A 19,079-nucleotide genomic window follows, 5' to 3' on the forward strand; every position below is an offset into this window, starting at 1 on the left:
TTTTTACAGAGCTAGCTCAACTTGTAACACATTTCTACCTGATTCCCACTGGCATTGTAAGTTACTTTCTCGGCTATCTCTTTAAGTAATGACAAACCTCGACCAAATTCACTATTCGTAGCAGAAAGTTCACTTTCACCACGATTAAAACCTCGACCCGAGTCGCAAATAATAAAATATAAACTTAATGTATCTGGGCAATAACGCATATCTATAATAATCATCGCATCTGACAACGCTGCGAGGGCTTTTTCTCTCATCTCATAGTATTTAAAAAAACCATCTTCTTGTAGTTTAATGCTTGAGTCTAAACCCAATACGCCATGGTCAAGCGAATTATTATAAGCTTCAGAAAGTAATAAAAATATATTTGAACGATGATCTTTTAATCCGCCTACCCCGCTTAAAATATTAACTAAATCGTATACGGGATCGGTTTGCTTTATTTGCTTAGCATTTAAACTTAGCGACAAATTAAATGCTAACGTTGAAAACGTCTCTCTAACCTGCTCTTGCGAAGCAAGAGGCAAACAATTAAGTAAAACAATACTGACATCATCTTGTTGCTCGCTCCCATCCGCAAACTCACTCACATATCCAACTATGTTTTCACAGCTAACCATGGGTTTACTTTTTAACGTTTCTAAAAAGCGTTCTTCACCAAAAAAAACATCATTTTTATTAGTTGTTTCTATAATCCCATCTGTTGCAAATGCTAAACGGGTTTCATGATCTGTTTCAAAATGAATAACTTCGTGCTCAAACTCATCTTCATCTAAAATACCTAATGCCATATGTTGAGATTCAAGGACTTGCTTAACATCACCATTTTGATCAATTAAATACGCATCTGGTAATCCGCCTAACCATGCCGATATGCTTTTCCCAGAAGAACTAAGCTCTATAATTGTTGCCGCACAAAACATATGACCAGGTAGTAAGTTATAAAGTAACGTATTAATTTCAGAGGCGACGTCGTTCACAGCCATACCTTTACTTACCATTCTATAAAAGGCACGCGAGGCAGGTAATGCACCAATAGCAGCAGCTAAACCATGCCCCGTAAAATCGCCAAGCATACAGTAAAGGTTACCAATGGGACTTTGTGCAACTAAAAACATGTCTCCATTAAACATAGATGCAGGTGATAGGTTGAAATCGAGGTGGTCTTTAAATTTATCTTGATTTTCGAGTGAGTTATTAAAAATATGTTCAATAATCTCATGCTCTCTTTCGTTTTGGTTGTGATGATATTGAAGAAGTTCTTTTTGTTGATTGGCTTTTTTACTCAGTTGGCGAGTGCGGCTGTGCGCTTTAATTTTTGCATGCAAAATAACTTTTTCAAAAGGCTTTTGAATAAAGTCATCTCCGCCAACTTCTAAACAGCGCTCAAAACTACCTTGATCATCCAAAGAAGTAATAAAAATAATCGGTAGGTAAACTTCATCAAAGCGTTGTTTTATTTTTTGAGCTGCTTCAAAGCCATCCATTACAGGCATTATTACATCAAGTAAAATAATATCTATATCTTGTGTTTCAAGCACTTTTAATGCTTCAAGACCGTTATACGCCATCGATATTTTGTAGCCGTCCTCCTCAAGCATCTTACTTAATAAGATTCGGTTAAGCGCCTGATCATCAACAATAAGCACATGGATCATCAGCAAATATCAAACTTTTTATCAAAGCGTGAAATTTGTAATATTTTTCGTAACTGTGGCTGACAATTACTTATCTCAATTGTACCTACTTGGCTTTCTATTGTTTTTTTCATGTTAAGTAACATGCCTAATGCCGAGCTATCCATGTACTCTGTTTCTCTTAAATCAACAATTACTTTTACTATATTTTCATTTATTTGAGCGTAAGCTTGTCGAAAAGATTGCACTAAATTAAAGTCAAACTTACCCTTAATTTGTATTGTTAAGGTCGTTCCATCCGCTGATGTGCTCTTAGTTAAGTTCATATATGGGTTCCAATAATATTTCCTTTAAACTAAATATAACCTGTTAAAACTAATTAGCAAAAAGAAAAACACACTAGCGCAAATTTGTTATCATTTGAGCCATTGTTTAATTCATTTTATCTATGTAGGTTAGGTATGAGTGATAATCACTTAGTATATTCGACGGATTCTGGGCGCATTAGTCAGCCTAAACCAGAAAAAGAAAGTACCGGAAAAATTTTTAAAGATGGTTTTTTGCGTATTGAACGTCAAACAAAAGGACGTAAAGGCAAAGGAGTTATGCTGGTTGTTGGAATAGATGCAAAAGATCATGATTTAAAAAAGCTGGCCAAAACAATTAAAAGCAAAATGGGCCAAGGTGGGGCAGTTAAAGATGGCACTATTGAAGTTCAAGGTGATGATCGAGACAAGCTAAAAGCGATTCTCGAAGGCTTAAAATTTAAAGTGAAAATTGCGGGTGGCTAAACCCGCATTTTACTACTCACTTTGTAACGCTTCAAAGTCAGGTATATCCTTTAGCCTATCAAACAATTTTGGTAACTCAGCCTCAGTAATTGGTGGGCTAAAATAATACCCTTGTACTATAAAACAATTATTATTTTGCAAAAATTGTATTTGTTCTATCGTCTCGACACCTTCAGCAACCACATTAAGTTTTAACTTTTGCGCCATTGCAATAATTGCAGCCGTGATTTCCATATCATTGCTATCCTCTGGAATGTCTTTTACGAATGAACGATCAATTTTTAATATGTCGACCGGGAATCGTTTTAAATAACTTAAAGACGAGTAACCTGTACCAAAATCATCTATAGAAATCGAAACACCTAATGCCTTAAGCTCATGCAACTGCGTTATTGCTGCTTCGACATTTCCCATTAGCATGCTTTCGGTTAATTCTAAATGCAGATGCTTAGCAGACACCCCTGATTTAATAATCATTTTACTAAGCATTGGTACTAAGCTAGCATCTTTAAATTGACGAGCAGATAAGTTAATCGAAATATTATTACTTCGGCCTTTCTCTTGTAATCTAACTGCAAAATCGCATGCTTCTTGAAGTACCCAAGCACCCAACTCAACAATTAAACCTGTTGCCTCGGCAATTGGTATAAACTTGGTAGGAGGAATAAGCCCCTCTGTTGGGTGAAACCACCTAAGCAAAGCTTCATAGCCAACAACATGCTGACTTCGGCTATCGACTTGTGGTTGATAGTAAACAGCGAATTGTTTTTCTTTCAAGGCTTGTCGTAGTTCGTTTTCTATAAATAATCGCTCATTTGCCGCAGAGTCCAATTCTTGGCTATAAAAGTGAAATGTATTACGCCCTTTTGCTTTGGCTTCATACATGGCCAAGTCAGCATGTTTTAACAACTGATCTTCTTCAAGGCTGTCGTAAGGGGCCATTGTAATACCTATACTGGCACTAATAATGACTTCATTACTGCCAAGTTTTATAGGCACATTTAACGTTTTTTGAATCGTATTAGCAACATCGGTAGCATGCTCTTGATGCTCAATACCACTGAGTAAAACCGCAAACTCATCTCCGCCTAATCGAGCAATGGTATCTTCTGCTCTTAAACGTTTTTTTAGCCTATTTGCCACCTCTATTAACAACTGATCCCCAGCATCGTGCCCTAGTGTGTCGTTAATACGTTTAAACTCATCTAAATCGAAGTAAAATAGTGCAAAGGCATAATGCCCTCTTTCTGCAAGTGCCATCGATTTGCGTAACTGCATTCTAAAAAACGTTCTATTTGCTAAGCCAGTCAATGTGTCAAAATAAGCTAACTGCTCCATTTTACGCTGACTTTCTTTTACAAATGAAATATCTTGCGCAGACGCAACATAACTTGTTATTTTTCCGCCGTCCTCGCGAATTGGAGAAACACTCAGCGAAACCCAAATGGGTTGTTTATCTAAAGCTTGAATAAGCGTATCACCACGCCAATAGTTACGACTTCTCAGATCAATGTCTATGTCTTCAACCAAAATGGCCATTTCGGTGGCAATAATACTTAACAACGGCGCTCTACTAAAGTGGCTTTCTTGATACCCTGTCATCTCAAGCATTTTAGGGTTTACATATTCTATAAAGAAGTTTTCATCGGTGATCACAACACCAGTCCCAGAAAATGCAACCGCTTTGGATAAACGATTAGCTGCTTTTTCTGCTATTTCTTTTTCTGTAATACGCATATTGAGGCCATCAATGAGTTTGCGTATTTCTACTGCCATATCTCTAAATGAGCCGTTCAATGTGCCAATTTCATCTTTATTTTCTTCAGGGAATTCAGTTGTTAACTTCCCTTGGCCAAAGTTTGTCACTGCATAAACTAAAGTATGAAGGCGACGAAGAACAAGCTGATAAAGTGCTTGATGTAGCAATAAAGCAACTAAAATCGCATATAGAATGAATAACCCAAAAAACTTAAGCTTCAGTTCTTGAAGAGCTGAGAGCGTCGATGAACGTTTTTTATAGACACCAATATACCAATCTAAACCTTCTACTTTACGGATATTAATAATATGCGCTTCACCATTTTGCTTAAATGAATTCGCGTATTCAGGTAACTTCCTTTTAGTTGCATCACTAATAATCGATTGTAGTTCTTGGTTAACAAAGTCGTAGGTTTTAAGTACTTTACCTTTACTCCCGTAACTGGCTAATAAGCTCGAACTTACTTCTGGGTGCGCTAACAGCTGCCCTTTGCTATCAAATACTAATAAATGTTTTTCTTTGTCGCCCACAGGCAACTGAAATATAAGCGTATCAAGCGCAATATCATTACCTGTCACACCTAAAAACTCATTATCGACATAAATCGGAACTAATAAACTAATAACCCATTTACGCCAAACTTTATCGTAGTAAACATTTGACCACGTTGGTTCACGGCTTGGGTTAGTTTTTCCTTGGGCGTAATTAAATGTAGGCCCTTTTGTGAACTTAAATTCGGCGGGTGCATTTAGTGCCCAATTAGGAGGGGATATCCGTATAAAGTTATCTTTAGTAATTAAATAAAAATTAAAAAAATCATTAATAATTGTTGGAGAGATAATTCGCCATAATGATTCTGAGTCGTTAATTAATTGTTTATAAAAAGGTGAGTAACTCTCTTGCGGTAAATAAGCTGCTGATAAACCATCTGCAGACGCACTACGAATTGTACCATCACTGTTAAACTGTAACTGAGACCTGTTTTTAAGATCAATTGAAACTTGCGTAGAGAACAGCTGCTCTACAACAACTTTATTGGCCTGCTCTGCGGTATTAACTTTGCTTTTAATCAATCCATCAAATTGCTTAACAAGTAACTCTGTTGAACCTTTAAGTACTTCGTGCTCTTCAAAAACAAGTTGCTTTTCTTCTGACTTGAGCATTAAGGCGGCCGCACACACGCCCGCAATTAAACAAATTGCAGATATTAGCAATGATAATTTTACACTTAGTGAGTTAACACCAAAACGCGATGGAGGGCGTCGATACACCACAGGTCAACCTTATTAGTAATTGTTATTATTTTTTAACAAGTAACCGAAATATACCAGATCCGCCTCGTAATTATAATTTTTTTATAGTTTATCTCTAAAAAAATAGAATGATAAATATTAAATTTATAGTTAACTCATTATTTCGCATAACTGTCTGTTGACATTAATGGTAACTCTCCATACATTGTAATTATGAATATTATTTGTTCTCACACTACCTTTTCGTTTTTTAGCTTCTTTATATAAAAGAGGCTGACCTGTTTGTGAGATAAAATCAATCGAATAGTAAAGCCTCCCAACCGGGAGGCTTTTTTATTTCTGCTGCATAATAACAGCTTGTTTTTTGGAATGAGGAAACCAAAATGACCAATGATGTATTAAATACATTAAGACACGACATAAATGAAATAGATTCAGATTTACTTGTGTTGCTCGCCAAGCGCCGCCGCATTAGCCATGGTGTGGTTGAATACAAAATTGCTAACAATAAACCAATTCGCGATGAAGCACGTGAACTCGCACTTTTAGAGAAACTGATTGGTTATGGTAAATCACTAGGTTTAGATGCTTATTACGTAAATAATGTTTTTCAAACTATTTTGGAAGATTCTGTTTTACACCAACAAGCTATGCTACAAAAAAACCTTAATCCAGATGCCCTTAGTGAAACACATCGTGTAACTTACTTAGGTGGTCAGGGTTCTTATAGCCAGCTAGCATGTCATAAATACTTTAGCCGCCGACCTGGTAAATTAGTTGAAATTGGTTGTACATCGTTTGACGAAATAACAGGTAAAGTAGAAAACGGCCAAGCTGATTTTGGTTTATTACCTATTGAAAATACCAGTTCGGGTAGTATAAATGAGGTGTTTGATTTACTCCAACACGCACAAGTATCTATTGTTGGTGAAGTAACACACAGCGTTGAACATTGTTTATTAGCGACACCCAATACAGAACTAAGCCAATTAACAAAAATATTCGCCCACCCTCAACCATTTGCGCAGTGCAGTCGTTTTTTACAGGGCTTAGGTGAGTTACAACACGAAACCTGTGACTCAACGTCAAGCGCGCTGCAGTCGGCACTAAATACGCCAATGAGTGCTGCAATTGGTTCAGCGCAAGCAGGGAAAAACGTAGGGTTAGAAGTTATTAAAACTAATCTTGCTAATCAAAGTGAAAACCATAGCCGCTTTATTGTCGTTGCTCGCAAACCACTGCAAGTTTCGAATCAAATTCCAACTAAGACCAGTTTGATCATGTCTACAAAACAACAAGCGGGGTCGCTTGCTGACGCGTTAATGATTTTTAAACAGCATAAGATTAATTTAGTTAAACTAGAGTCTCGCCCAATGCCTGGTAACCCATGGGAAGAGGTGTTTTATGTCGATTTAGAAGCAAATTTAGCGGATAGCCAAGTAAAAGAAGCGCTAGAAGAACTTAAAGAGCACACCCAATATGTACGTATTTTAGGATGCTACCAAAGCGAGTCATTGCAAGCAGTAAGCGTGAATACTCAATAAGCAATTTTATAAATCAAAAAGGGCCGATATAGGCCCTTTTAGTTAACCAGTGCTAATCTGTATAATACCAACCCGCAATAATACTTAATCAATTTGAGGGATTCCCCCCCATATCTAAGCAAACGGTATAACAAATATTAATCTAGCACTTTTGAATCATTCGCTTTATTTAATAAGCTTCTGCTTTGCGTTAAAAAGTGTTCTGTCGAGTCAGAAAAGTAAACTTTAGCCTGCGCAAAAGAATCAATAAGTCCTGCTTTATCTCCCGCCTTTAATTTTGCTAATGTGTTAGCAAAGGTATCTTGATACTGCGCGAGTAAAGTCTCTACATCATCAAACTGCGCTAACATAATATCAGAGTAAAGCTCAGGTGATTGAGCAAATAAACGCCCTACCATCATTAATTCAAGTTGATAAATAGGTGATGAACAACTACGTAGTTCCTCAAGTGTATGGCTTTGTTTTGCTAAAAACTGTCCGTAGACAAAGGTTGTTAAATGACGCATTACTTGAATAATTTGCATTGCTTCATCGTGTTTTTTTGCGTCAAGCTCAACAAGCTGACAACCCCAAACCTGTAATTGCTCTAATAATCCTTTTGCGGCTTGGTGATCTCGCCCTTCACATACAACGACTGTTTGTTTTACCCAGTGTGATATGTCGGGGCCAAACATAGGATGCAAGCCAACTACAGGGCCACTGTGCGCGGCTTTTAGTGCTTTAATAGGCGATTGCTTTACCGATGTAATATCAACAAGTAAGCAATCATCATCTAGTTTAGGTAACTTAGCTACTACAGCGCCCAATGCGTTAATTGGCACACTGATCATTACTAGCTTGGCACCCTTTAAAATACCTTGCGCTTCGTTTTGCTGATCTTTATCTAAAATTTTAACGTTGTAACCTGAGCGAATAAACTGCTGAGCAAATAACTGACCCATGGCACCTTGGCCGCCCACAATAACAATAGGTGAAAGCTCTGGCGCAGCACATGCAAGTTTTGCTTGTTGGTTTTGATAGGCTTCTCGCATCATGCGTCTTAGTATATCTTCAACAAGATCTGGGCTTACACTTTGATTGATCGCTTCTTGTCGTCTTGCTGCTAATAGCTCTGCTTCACGTTCAGGTGCATGTAAAGGCGCGCCTGTTTGTTGTTTTATCTCACCAATCTTTTGCGTAATACCGTTACGTTTAGCAAGTAAGGCAACAAGTTGTGCGTCGCATTCATCTATACCCTCTCTTAGCTGTGCTAAATCACTTATGTCAGCCACGTTCATCCCACCTTAAAAAACAAATAACGTAAATATAAATTTACATAAAAGTAAACTAATCAATACGATAAATACTAACAGGATCAGGTAACTGAGAAAAGGCTAAAGCGGAAATTTTACTAATGAAGAATTGAGAATTGAGAATTGAGAATTGAGAATTGAGAATTGAGAATTGAGAATTGAGAATTGAGAAAATAATATTCTAAAACCAAAACGGGTTGCAACCCGAAGGATGCAACCCGTTTTTTTGCGTTGATAAACAGCGCGTATTAGTTAAGTTTTTCTCTAATACGTGCAGATTTACCAGAACGCTCACGTAGATAGTAAAGCTTAGCACGGCGAACTGCACCGCGACGCTTAACTGTTACGCTATCAATAAGAGGGCTGTGCGTTTGGAATACACGCTCAACGCCTTCACCGTTCGAGATTTTACGAACTGTGAATGCTGAGTGAAGACCACGATTACGCTTAGCGATTACAACACCTTCAAAGGCCTGTAGACGCTCTTTAGCACCTTCTTTTACTTTTACCTGTACAACCACTGTATCACCAGGGCCAAATGCAGGTACGTCTGTTTTAAGCTGCTCATCTTCAAGCGCTTTAATAATATTTTGGTTTACTTTTGCCATTATGTTTCTCACTTTCCTAGGTGTAACTGTCTTCTAGCCACAAGCTTTTTGGTACTCTTGCTGAAATTTCGCGAGTAATACCGCTTGCTCCTCAGTCAGAGCTAGGTTATGCAACAAGTCAGGACGTCGTAACCAAGTTCTGCCTAATGACTGCATAAGCCGCCATTTTGCTATCTCTTGGTGGTTACCACTGAGTAATACAGCAGGAACCTGTTTGTCGTCCAATGTTTCTGGTCGTGTATAGTGTGGACAATCTAACAAGCCATCCGAAAATGAATCTTGTTCCGCTGACTGGTTATGACCTAACACACCCGGCACTAATCGCGCTACTGCGTCAATTAATGTCATGGCAGGTAGTTCACCTCCACTCAAAATAAAATCACCAATCGACCATTCTTCGTCAACATATGATTCTATTATTCTCTCATCTATACCTTCATAGCGACCGGCAATCAAAATCAGTTTTTTAGCGTTAGCGAGTTCGCTAGCGCCTTGCTGATCAAGTTTGCGCCCTTGCGGGGACATATAAATTACTTTAGCACCATCACCAGCAGCTTTTTTAGCTTCGGCAATCGCTTTTTTTAATGGTTCAACCATCATTAACATACCCGGTCCACCCCCGTAAGGACGGTCATCTACGGTTCTATGCTTATCTAAAGCGTAGTCTCGCGGATTCCAGCAGTTAAAATCAATTAAGCCATTTTTTACTGCGCGACCGGTAACACCTTGGTCTGTAATAGCGTCAAACATGTCTGGAAAAAGGCTTATCACCCCTACCCATAATGAACTAGTTTGCGTCATTAAAACCCAGGATCCCAGTCTACGGTAATTTCTCTTGCGTCGTATTTAACTTCTTTAATAACTGAATCAGTTAAAAAAGGAATCAAACGCTCAGCTTGACCAAATGCATCTTTACTATTTGCTTTCACAACTAGTACGTCATTTGATCCTGTCTCCATCAGGTCATCAACAATGCCTAAGCTATAACCTTTATCAGTTACAACCGACATGCCAATGAGATCTCGCCAATAGAACTCACCTTGCGGGAGTTCAGGTAATTGCGCTGAATCCATCGAAATTTCTGCATGGGTATAAGCCATTGCTTCGTCTCGATCGTTTATTTGCGCAAATTTAGCGATAAAGCCTTTGTTGTGGCGACGCCAGTCGACCACTTCTAAGGACTGCCATTTACCTTGCTGCCCTATCAACCACGGGCTGAAATCGAAGATCCCTATGGGATCATCAGTAAATGAATGTACCTTAAGCCAGCCCTTTATACCATATGGGGCACCGAGCTTTCCTACGACAATTATTGATGAGGTGTTCTCTTGACTCATGGTTACACTTACGCCTATTAAGCCGCTTTACGAGCGTCTTTTACTAACTTAGCTACGCGATCTGAAAGAGATGCGCCCTGACCTACCCAGTGTTCAACACGTGGTAAATCTAAACGAATTTTTTCTTCTTGACCTGAAGCAATTGGGTTAAAAAAGCCTACTTTCTCGATGAAGCGACCGTCACGCGAGAAACGGCTATCCGCAACCACAATTTGATAGAAAGGGCGTTTTTTAGCGCCACCACGTTGCAAACGAATAGTTACCATACCGTCCTCTATAAAGATTGACTGTTTTCATTAATAAGATTTACTCCCCAGAATGGGGAGCTGGGGAATTGTACGAGTTTTTGGCAATAACGCAAGTAAGAAGTGCAGCAAAAAGGCAGTTTAGTAGGTTAAACCGTGATCTCAACTGAAAATTAGAGCTTATGAGGTATTACGCGCATAATTTATTCAATAAAAAAGGAGCTATTTGCTCCTTTTTTGTCGTTTATTTATTCTTTCAAAAATAGCTAAAGGCTAATATTTAAAATTTAGGGCCGCCGCCGCCCATCATTCCAGGAGGTAACATGCCTTTCATACCGCGCATCATTTTGGTCATGCCGCCTTTGCCTTTCATTTTTTTCATCATTTTTTGCATTTGCGTAAATTGCTTAAGCAACTTATTAATTTCTTGTACCTGTGTACCTGAGCCAGCTGCAATACGTTTTTTACGCGAACCTTTAATAATTTCTGGGCGTGCACGCTCTTTTTTAGTCATCGAGCTAATAATAGCTTCCATTTGGATAAATGTTTTATCACCCATTTGACCTTTAACTGCATCTGGTAAGTTAGACATACCAGGGAGCTTATCGAGCATCGACATCATGCCACCCATATTTTTCATTTGCTTTAGTTGATCCGCAAAATCATCAAGGGTAAAGCCTGCGCCTTTAAATACTTTTTCAGCAACTCTGGCAGCTTGCTCTTTATCTACTTTCATCTCGACTTCTTCGATTAATGAAAGTACATCACCCATGCCTAAAATACGTGACGCTATACGGTCAGGATGAAAAGGTTCAAGTGCGTCAGTGCGCTCACCAACACCCATAAACTTAATAGGCTTACCTGTGATATGACGAATAGATAAAGCCGCACCACCACGTGCATCACCATCAGTCTTTGTTAATATAACACCGGTAAGTGGTAATGCCTCGTCAAATGCTTTAGCTGTATTTGCCGCATCTTGACCTGTCATTGCATCAACAACAAATAATGTTTCAATTGGGTTGATTGCTTTATGAAGGTCTTTAATTTCGTCCATCATGTCACTATCGACATGTAAACGCCCTGCGGTATCAACAAGTACTACATCGATGAATTTCTTTTTTGCATGAGAAATAGCTGCTGTTGCAATATCTACAGGTTTTTGCGAGATATCACTTGGGAAAAAATCAACATCAACTTCAGCAGCAAGCGTTTCTAACTGCTTAATTGCCGCAGGACGGTATACGTCGGCACTCACTACTAGTACAGATTTTTTCTTACGCTCTTTTAAAAATTTTGCAAGCTTTGCGACACTGGTTGTTTTACCTGCACCTTGAAGACCAGCCATCATTACAACCGCAGGCGGTTGCGCGTTTAAGCTTAGCTCTTCGTTTGCTTCACCCATCGCTTTTTCAAGCTCTTCGCGTACTATTTTTACAAATACTTGGCCTGGGCTTAAGCTTTTTGTAACTTCAACACCGACTGCACGTTCCTTTACTTGCTTTACAAAGTCACGAACAACTGGCAACGCCACATCGGCTTCTAAAAAAGCCATACGCACTTCACGAAGAGTGTCTTTAATGTTGTCTTCAGTTAGGCGGCCACGACCACTGATATTTTTTAAGGTTTTACCTAATCGTTCTTGGAGGTTCTCAAACATGTATCGGTTCCGATAAGACGTTATATCAATCTAATTACACAGCTTTTTTATTTAGCCATCCAATTAAGGATATTGATATTATTAAATTTGAATTAAAAACAGTATACCGTAAATGGTGCCGGACAATACAGTGTTCAAGTGCCGCTTGTTGAGTTTCTTTTTTTAAGGTCTATCCATTTGCTTTGCTATAAAATACAATGCCAATATAACAACAAGGATTTTTTGACTCAAATTAAGTGGCCCAAGCACAATGCTGATTATTAGTTTAACTATTATTGCCAGTTTATTTTATGTGTTAGCAACGTCTCACGTGCTATCAAGACTGTTTCATCAACAAGGCCCTAGCCAGAAAGTAACTGTAATATTAAGTACGGTTGCTATATTGGCGCACATGCTGCTGTTAGTGAATTCAGTGTTTCGATCCGATGGTCAAGATTTAAGTATCGTTAATGTCTCTTTACTCACCTGTTGGGTTATCGTTGTATCTGTCACAGCCGTGTCATTAAAGTTTCCGGCGACCCTATTACTTCCGGTTGTTTACGGTTTCGCAGCACTTCTAACTATCGCTAGTTTATTTATACCGCACCATCTTTTGCTACAAAGTATAAATGTTGAAATAGGTTTAGTGACACATATCTCTATTTCTTTGCTCGCATACTGTATTTTGATTATTGCTACCCTATATGGCGTACAGTTTTACTTTATCGATAAGCGATTAAAACGAAAAGATTTAGCAATTGTACACAGTCATTTACCCCCTCTGATGGTTGTTGAGCGCCAGCTCTACCAACTTTTAAACTTAGGGACAATCCTTCTTACTTTTGCATTGCTGTCAGGGTTTTTATTTCTTGATGGGATGTTTGCTAAAGAGTTTATCCATAAAACGATACTGTCGTTAATCGCGTGGGTAATTTTTGCTGTTGTTGCATTAGGTCATATGAAAAAAGGTTGGCGAGGAAAACCGGTCGTTATTACAATTATGATTGCTGCATTTATCCTCACACTTGCTTATTTTGGCAGCCGTTTCATACAAGAAGTGATACTAAATAAGTTTTAACTTGACTCTGCTTGCTCACTCTAGCTTAATACGCATTGATTTATAAGAAAAGGATCCATCGTTGGACGACATATCGACAAGTACCCTATTTATCATTTTAGGTTTTTTGGTGCTTTTTTCTGCTTACTTTTCCGGCTCTGAAACCGGAATTATGTCAATCAATCGTATACGCTTGCGACACCTCGCTAAAGAGGATCATCGTGCAGCTAAACGAGTCAGTAAATTACTTAGCCGTCCAGATAGGCTCATCGGTTTAATCTTAATCGGTAACAATCTTGTTAATATAGCAGCAGCCCAAGTGGCTACGATTATAGGCATTCGCCTTTACGGTGACCTTGGTATTGCTATAGCAACGGGTGTGTTAACTTTAGTCGTGCTTATATTTGCCGAAGTAACTCCGAAAACCCTTGCTGCCCTCTATCCTGAAAAAGTGGCCTTTCCAAGCTCAATAATACTTAAAGGGTTACTAAAAATTCTATTCCCTTTTGTCGTTGTTATTAACTGGATGACCAACGGAATACTGCGATTATTTGGTATTAGCGCCGCTCAAATAGACGAACACAGTATGAGTAAAGAAGAATTAAAAACCGTACTCAATGAGTCAGGCGCACTTATTCCTGCACGCCACCAAAGCATGCTCACCTCAATTTTAGACTTAGAACAAGTAACCGTTGAAGATATCATGATCCCACGTAACGAAATTGTGGCGATAGATATAAATGATGATTGGAAACTAATTAGCCGCCAGTTAACTCATGCACAACATACCCGTGTGTTGTTATACAGAGATAACATAGATGATGCCGTCGGTTTTATTCACTCACGCGATGCGCTTAGGCTTCTTACAAAAGAGCAGTTTGATAAACCTTCGCTGCTACGTGCTGTACGTGAAATTTACTTTATTCCTGAAGGTACGTCCCTTAATACTCAACTTTTAAAATTCCAATTATCTAAAGAACGTATTGGCCTCGTCGTTGATGAGTACGGTGATATTCAAGGCCTAGTAACCCTTGAAGATATTTTAGAAGAAGTGGTTGGCGATTTTACAACAACACAAACACGCACTCCGAGCGAAGAAGTAACAACCCAAACTGATGGTTCTTGTATTGTGGATGGCGGTGCTAACGTACGCGATTTAAATAAAGAAATGGGTTGGGATTTCCCACTTGACGGTCCTAAAACATTGAGTGGTTTAATTGTTGAATATTTAGAAGATATTCCTGATGCAAATATTAGTTTACGTATTGCGGGATACCCTGTTGAAGTACTTGAAGTAAAAGAGAACATGATTAAACAGGTAAAAATACATCCCAATAAACGAACTCGTTAAAGTAAAAAGGAGCCGAATTGGCTCCTTTTTTAGTAATGAAAATAATTAACCTAAACTCTGGTTAAGAGATTTTCAGTAAATTCAATAAAATTAACGCTGAAAATAGCTACTCGAGATAGATTTATTATCCAGAATTCAGGTTAATTAACTAAATAATCGCTCTAACCACCCTTTATCAAGCTCTTCTTCACAACGCTTTAATTGTGCGCCATAGCGACTAGCTCGGTGTTTAACTTTATTTGCGACGCCCATTAGCCATTTTTTCTTTTTATAAGTACCACGCTTATATCCGCCCCAGCCTTCGTGATAATTAAGATATTGCGCATAAGCATCCCATTTAGAAATACCATTCACTTTATGCGTTTTATAAACAAACCATGCCATAAAATCTATTGCATCATCAAAGTCATCTCTATCAGCACCATTATTACCTGTTTCGCGAATATAATCTGCCCATGTAGGAGTCTTAGCTTGCGAGTAACCATAAGCGTCACTGGCACGCCCAGTTGGAATTATCCACAAAAAGTATTCCATTGGTGGCGCTGCATCGTGTTTAAATGAGCTTTCTTGATACATCATGCTCATTAATACATGCTTAGGTGAACCCCACTTTTCTTGAGCGTCTCTTGCATCGAAATACCAATCGGATTTTTCCTTAAAAATCTTACAAATATCATTCGGTTGCTTTGGTGGGGCTGTAGCGCACCCCGCAAGAGTAATAGCTAGAGATAACATTAGTGCATTTTTTTTCATGTTTTTAGATCTCACTGAACTTTTATAAAAAGTGTGGGTCTGATTTTATAATGCAGCAGTACAGCATTGTTTCATCCCTGAAAAGTATTTACGCAGCCAACTTGGGCTGCGTTTTTTTTGTTTAAAAATAGTGGGCATTAAACTTACTTACTGGCAAAATATGCATCTAAGAATGCTTTGAACGATTGCGTATCCGCTTGCTCAATTGCCACTTGTGCCTCATTAGACTCTATAACTTGTTGTTCCAGCCAAGGCTTTAAAAACTCACTATAGTCAGTTTCAGCATGACTTTTTTTATACTTATTAGCTAATGCTAATGCGAAGTGCCCGTTATCTAAACCAGATTCTTTTAGTTGTGACACGTAACGTCCCGAGTAAGTCAGTGCGGGGTTATCAATCCACGTTGCCATACGCTTTATAGTATCTGAGTAATAATTAACACCGTAAGCATTATCCATCCATTTAGCAACATCCGTTAGCTGGGTAAATATTTCGCCCCCCCACGACTGCAGGCTTCGTTCTTCGTTATTAAAGTTAAGCATTAGTCCTTCTTCTCGACCTTGATTTACTACTGTGTCGAGGTTTTCAGTACTACGCGCTTGTTCTTTCCAATCCATTGGAGCTGAATCTTTTAATAAACAATATGTTAAAAATACATCTAAAAAGTGAATTTGCTCTATATCAATACCCACTTCGCTAAAAGGGTTTACGTCTAATGCGCGAATTTCTACATACTCAATGCCAGCTCTAAGCAGCGAGTCTGTCGGCGTTTCACCATTTTTAGCATTTCGTTTAGGGCGAATTGGTGAGTAAAATTCATTTTCTATTTGCAAAATATTTTTATTAAGCTGCTTAGGAGCTTCACTCGTATAATCGTCAATATCGCTATAGATTTCAGATGGGGTATTGATCGCTTTTTTCAAACCCGCTACATATTCATCTAGTGAATTATACATTACGCGCAATGATGACTGTGCGCTATTTGTATACCCCAGATTACCTAAACGAAGTGCAGTACCGACTTCTAAATAAAGTGTACCTTTCCCTAATTTTTTAAATGGCAAGTCGGTTTTGCGACCTTGTAAAAATGAATTACATAGCGCCGGAGATGCACCGAACATATAACTTATTAACCACAGCTCGCGTTTAAAATTACGGATCAGTGCTAAATAACCATCAGAGATAAAATCTTGTAAACTGGCGTTACTTTGTTTTAGTGAATGAATTGATTGCCAAAGTGTGTCAGGAAAAGAAATATTAAAATGTACGCCTGCAATTGCTTGCATCATACTACCGTAACGATTTTTTAACCCTTCACGGTATAATGTTTTCATTTGACCAGTATTTGAGCTGCCAAATTGTGCTAATACAATATCATCTTGATGTTCAATAAAGCACGGCATGCTAATAGGCCACAGTAATTCATCGCCCATTTTTTCTAAAGTGAATTTTTGCAAATCTTTTAATTGCTTAAGTGTCTGTATAGACGATTCGCTAACAGGGGTAATGAACTCAAGCAAAGACTCAGAAAAATCAGTGGTGATATGCCCATTAGTTAATGCACTTCCAACCCCTTTAGGATGCCCTTGAGCTGATATAACACCATCGTTTTTTATTCTTAACGACTCTCGCTCAATACCACGCTTAATGCCTTTAACTGCGTGTTTATGCTCATTTGCTGATAACGCGTTTAGCGTATTTGTTAAATCATGTGTTGTCAAAAATGCTTCCTCGGGCCACGTGGCTTAATCATAGGGTTATGGGGGCTAATTACCTAGACTCAAGATTAAATTGCTAAGAACAAAACAATTTCTCAAAATTAATTATCATTTATCCAATTTGGATATGCGTTTGATATGGCAGGCATCATACAGTAAACCCTAATATTGCCACCGCTCTTGGTATTATACAATTTTTTTGCATGGGTATTTAACCTAAAAAACGTGAAGACTCACGCGACTCAAAATCTCTCATTGCAGTACTTACGGTGTTGAATCTACTTGCAGTCGATTCATTTTAATCTGCGTTCAGAGTAAAGATTAAATTTCATCAATAAATAGACCGGCACTTACACGACATTGGCTCATCTAACTTTCAATAATCAGCTTAACAATTCAATTACTTGATGTAGATCATAAAAATATGAAATTTAAATTATAAGTACTAAAGAAATACTTTGTTTTTTTGCTTTGTAGTTAACAAGCAATATAATGACGCCAACGATAAAGGATGATAAAAAATACAATGCGCAATAATAAAAGCTTAAAAAATGAAGAAGTCCATTTTGATGAGTCACAAGAACTTGTTTCTACGACTGACCTAAGGGGAGTAATAACTTATGCTAATCAAGAGTTTTGTATCATCGCTGGATACACCTCAGAAGAACTCATAGGAAAAAATCATAATATAGTACGTCATCCTGATATGCCTAAAGCAGCATTTAAAGAAATGTGGGATATCTTAAAACAAGGCCATTCTTGGCGAGGTATGGTAAAAAATCGCTGTAAAGATGGCCGCTACTATTGGGTTGATGCATTTGTAACGCCTATTTTTGAACATGGTCAGCTTATTGGCTATCAATCTGTAAGAACAAAACCAAGCCAACAACTAAAACAACAAGCACAAGACTTATATAATAAAATAAATGCGGGTAAGTCACTATTTAGCCTCAAAGAACAAACAACAATAAGACAAAGCATCAGCTTTGTATGCGTATTACTATGGCTAATTTATGTTGCTCTATTTGGTTCGCTAAGCATTGCCTTAATAAACTTATTTATTTGCTGTTTAGTTATTGCTCTTAATTATGAAGAGCTAATTGTGACACCTAAAATATTACGTGATCAAAAAGCTAAGTCTGATTCGGTATCTCGTTATATTTATAGCGGCTATAACCCGCATAGTATAAGTGATTACAGAGAACAAATGATCAGTGCAAAATTACGTACTGTATTGGGTCGTATGAAAGATTCAACATTAAGCTTTAATAACATTGCGACCGACTTAGATAAACAATCCGCGATGACTGAAAAAGGTATTGCGGCACAAGGTGAGCGTTTAGAACAAATAGCATCAGCTATGGCACAAATGAGCTCAACAATTGGTGAAATATCAAATAGCACCACAGAAACAGCAGATAAAGTAAACCTCACTCACCAAAGCTGCTCTGATATTAAAAATCATATTGCCGAAAACAGTATCATGGTGTCTGATTTAGCAACACAGGTGGAACAAGCCGCGACAACCGCAAGCAGCTTAGCTTCTGAGGCTGATAAAATAGGTCAAGTGATGAGTGAAATTGAAGGGATTGCGGATCAAACAAACTTACTGGCATTAAATGCAGCAATAGAAGCAGCAAGAGCAGGCGAACATGGTCGAGGCTTTGCCGTTGTAGCAGATGAAGTAAGAACCCTGTCGTCAAGGACTCAAAATGCAACAACACAAATCCATAGCTCAATTAAAGAAATACAAGATACCTTATTTAGCTGGTCTAAAGTAATGCAGAGCACTAAAACTCAAGCCGATACTTGCGTAGATACAACCGCTAAAACTCAGATCGAACTTGATGGTATTTTTGTTCAAATAAGTGAGATTTCTCAACTAGCAATTCAAATATCGACCGCAGCAGAAGAGCAACAGGTAGTTAGTAATGATATTGGTAATAATGTATCGCAGATTAAGGGGTTTGGTGACGAAAATCTCAATTTAAGTTTTAATGTCGCAAAAGGTGCAGCAGAGTTGGTTGAAGGTTCTCGTAAAGTAAATGGCCTTTTACTTACGTTTAAAGTTTAAATTAGCACCTATAAAAAA

Annotated in this window: 16 protein-coding genes; 5 read left to right on the top strand and 11 right to left on the bottom strand. The window is 38.2% G+C overall.

From position 1 onward, the window contains the following. Positions 1–11: 11 nt before the first annotated feature. On the bottom strand, positions 12–1,661 hold the full coding sequence (locus tag AOR04_RS12055; RefSeq protein ID WP_096793480.1) for an ATP-binding SpoIIE family protein phosphatase: 1,650 nt from the start codon (positions 1,659–1,661) through the stop codon (positions 12–14). After that, positions 1,661–1,966 (bottom strand): STAS domain-containing protein, encoded by a 306-nt coding sequence (locus AOR04_RS12060; RefSeq protein ID WP_008135712.1) that lies wholly within the window; start codon positions 1,964–1,966, stop codon positions 1,661–1,663. The genes AOR04_RS12055 and AOR04_RS12060 overlap by 1 nt, the downstream gene beginning before the upstream one ends. A gap of 135 nt (positions 1,967–2,101) precedes the next feature. Between AOR04_RS12060 and AOR04_RS12065 the strand changes: the two genes are divergently transcribed. Further along, positions 2,102–2,431, top strand: a complete 330-nt coding sequence (locus AOR04_RS12065; RefSeq protein ID WP_007378351.1) for a translation initiation factor — start codon at positions 2,102–2,104, stop codon at positions 2,429–2,431. Positions 2,432–2,443: 12 nt separating this feature from the next. Here AOR04_RS12065 and AOR04_RS12070 read toward each other — a convergent pair whose 3' ends face one another. Further along, positions 2,444–5,464: a bifunctional diguanylate cyclase/phosphodiesterase gene (locus AOR04_RS12070; protein WP_096793481.1), complete on the bottom strand. Its 3,021-nt coding sequence runs from the start codon at positions 5,462–5,464 to the stop codon at positions 2,444–2,446. A gap of 362 nt (positions 5,465–5,826) precedes the next feature. Between AOR04_RS12070 and AOR04_RS12075 the strand changes: the two genes are divergently transcribed. After that, positions 5,827–6,987, top strand: a complete 1,161-nt coding sequence (locus tag AOR04_RS12075) for a chorismate mutase (protein WP_007378353.1) — start codon at positions 5,827–5,829, stop codon at positions 6,985–6,987. Between the two features lie 137 nt (positions 6,988–7,124). On the opposite strand, the gene tyrA is transcribed toward AOR04_RS12075, so the two are convergent. From tyrA to ffh, 6 genes are all read right to left on the bottom strand, one after another. Beyond that, positions 7,125–8,258 carry a bifunctional chorismate mutase/prephenate dehydrogenase gene (gene tyrA, locus AOR04_RS12080; RefSeq protein WP_096794129.1) on the bottom strand — a complete coding sequence of 378 codons (1,134 nt, stop codon included), beginning with the start codon at positions 8,256–8,258 and terminating at the stop codon, positions 7,125–7,127. Between the two features lie 269 nt (positions 8,259–8,527). After that, entirely contained in the window at positions 8,528–8,887 is a 360-nt protein-coding gene (gene rplS, locus AOR04_RS12085) for a 50S ribosomal protein L19 (protein ID WP_007581406.1), read from the bottom strand. 33 nt (positions 8,888–8,920) lie between these two features. Then, positions 8,921–9,688 carry a tRNA (guanosine(37)-N1)-methyltransferase TrmD gene (gene trmD, locus AOR04_RS12090; RefSeq protein ID WP_008135721.1) on the bottom strand — a complete coding sequence of 256 codons (768 nt, stop codon included), beginning with the start codon at positions 9,686–9,688 and terminating at the stop codon, positions 8,921–8,923. Further along, entirely contained in the window at positions 9,688–10,224 is a 537-nt protein-coding gene (gene rimM / locus AOR04_RS12095) for a ribosome maturation factor RimM (RefSeq protein ID WP_008135722.1), read from the bottom strand. The genes trmD and rimM overlap by 1 nt, the downstream gene beginning before the upstream one ends. A gap of 17 nt (positions 10,225–10,241) precedes the next feature. Next, a complete protein-coding gene (gene rpsP, locus AOR04_RS12100; protein ID WP_002962192.1) occupies positions 10,242–10,490 on the bottom strand; it encodes a 30S ribosomal protein S16 in 249 nt (82 codons plus the stop codon). Between the two features lie 259 nt (positions 10,491–10,749). Then, positions 10,750–12,129 carry a signal recognition particle protein gene (ffh, locus tag AOR04_RS12105; RefSeq protein WP_008135724.1) on the bottom strand — a complete coding sequence of 460 codons (1,380 nt, stop codon included), beginning with the start codon at positions 12,127–12,129 and terminating at the stop codon, positions 10,750–10,752. Between the two features lie 250 nt (positions 12,130–12,379). Between ffh and AOR04_RS12110 the strand changes: the two genes are divergently transcribed. Both AOR04_RS12110 and AOR04_RS12115 read left to right on the top strand, forming a co-directional pair. Then, positions 12,380–13,186 carry a cytochrome C assembly family protein gene (locus tag AOR04_RS12110; RefSeq protein ID WP_007378359.1) on the top strand — a complete coding sequence of 269 codons (807 nt, stop codon included), beginning with the start codon at positions 12,380–12,382 and terminating at the stop codon, positions 13,184–13,186. A gap of 61 nt (positions 13,187–13,247) precedes the next feature. Continuing rightward, complete coding sequence (locus AOR04_RS12115; RefSeq protein WP_008135726.1) at positions 13,248–14,516, top strand: HlyC/CorC family transporter; 1,269 nt, start codon at positions 13,248–13,250, stop codon at positions 14,514–14,516. 144 nt (positions 14,517–14,660) lie between these two features. Here AOR04_RS12115 and AOR04_RS12120 read toward each other — a convergent pair whose 3' ends face one another. After that, complete coding sequence (locus AOR04_RS12120; protein WP_007378361.1) at positions 14,661–15,269, bottom strand: transglycosylase SLT domain-containing protein; 609 nt, start codon at positions 15,267–15,269, stop codon at positions 14,661–14,663. A gap of 143 nt (positions 15,270–15,412) precedes the next feature. Further along, entirely contained in the window at positions 15,413–16,990 is a 1,578-nt protein-coding gene (gene gshA, locus AOR04_RS12125) for a glutamate--cysteine ligase (protein ID WP_033040263.1), read from the bottom strand. A gap of 523 nt (positions 16,991–17,513) precedes the next feature. Between gshA and AOR04_RS12130 the strand changes: the two genes are divergently transcribed. Further along, the gene (locus AOR04_RS12130) at positions 17,514–19,061 is read left to right on the top strand and encodes a methyl-accepting chemotaxis protein (protein WP_096793482.1); all 1,548 of its coding nucleotides are present in this window, start codon (positions 17,514–17,516) and stop codon (positions 19,059–19,061) included. Positions 19,062–19,079: the final 18 nt, after the last annotated feature.

The sequence above is a fragment of the Pseudoalteromonas sp. 1_2015MBL_MicDiv genome (assembly GCF_002407505.1).
GTDB lineage: Bacteria > Pseudomonadota > Gammaproteobacteria > Enterobacterales > Alteromonadaceae > Pseudoalteromonas > Pseudoalteromonas fuliginea.

Bases quoted from the DNA above. Each gene is read 5' to 3' on its own strand.
- AOR04_RS12075 (WP_007378353.1), top strand. From the start codon at position 5,827: ATGACCAATGATGTATTAAATACATTAAGACACGACATAAATGAAATA.
- rpsP (WP_002962192.1), bottom strand. From the start codon at position 10,490: ATGGTAACTATTCGTTTGCAACGTGGTGGCGCTAAAAAACGCCCTTTC.
- rplS (WP_007581406.1), bottom strand. From the start codon at position 8,887: ATGGCAAAAGTAAACCAAAATATTATTAAAGCGCTTGAAGATGAGCAG.
- AOR04_RS12110 (WP_007378359.1), top strand. From the start codon at position 12,380: ATGCTGATTATTAGTTTAACTATTATTGCCAGTTTATTTTATGTGTTA.
- AOR04_RS12065 (WP_007378351.1), top strand. From the start codon at position 2,102: ATGAGTGATAATCACTTAGTATATTCGACGGATTCTGGGCGCATTAGT.
- AOR04_RS12055 (WP_096793480.1), bottom strand. From the start codon at position 1,661: ATGATCCATGTGCTTATTGTTGATGATCAGGCGCTTAACCGAATCTTA.
- rimM (WP_008135722.1), bottom strand. From the start codon at position 10,224: ATGAGTCAAGAGAACACCTCATCAATAATTGTCGTAGGAAAGCTCGGT.
- AOR04_RS12120 (WP_007378361.1), bottom strand. From the start codon at position 15,269: ATGAAAAAAAATGCACTAATGTTATCTCTAGCTATTACTCTTGCGGGG.
- AOR04_RS12060 (WP_008135712.1), bottom strand. From the start codon at position 1,966: ATGAACTTAACTAAGAGCACATCAGCGGATGGAACGACCTTAACAATA.
- AOR04_RS12130 (WP_096793482.1), top strand. From the start codon at position 17,514: ATGCGCAATAATAAAAGCTTAAAAAATGAAGAAGTCCATTTTGATGAG.
- ffh (WP_008135724.1), bottom strand. From the start codon at position 12,129: ATGTTTGAGAACCTCCAAGAACGATTAGGTAAAACCTTAAAAAATATC.
- trmD (WP_008135721.1), bottom strand. From the start codon at position 9,688: ATGACGCAAACTAGTTCATTATGGGTAGGGGTGATAAGCCTTTTTCCA.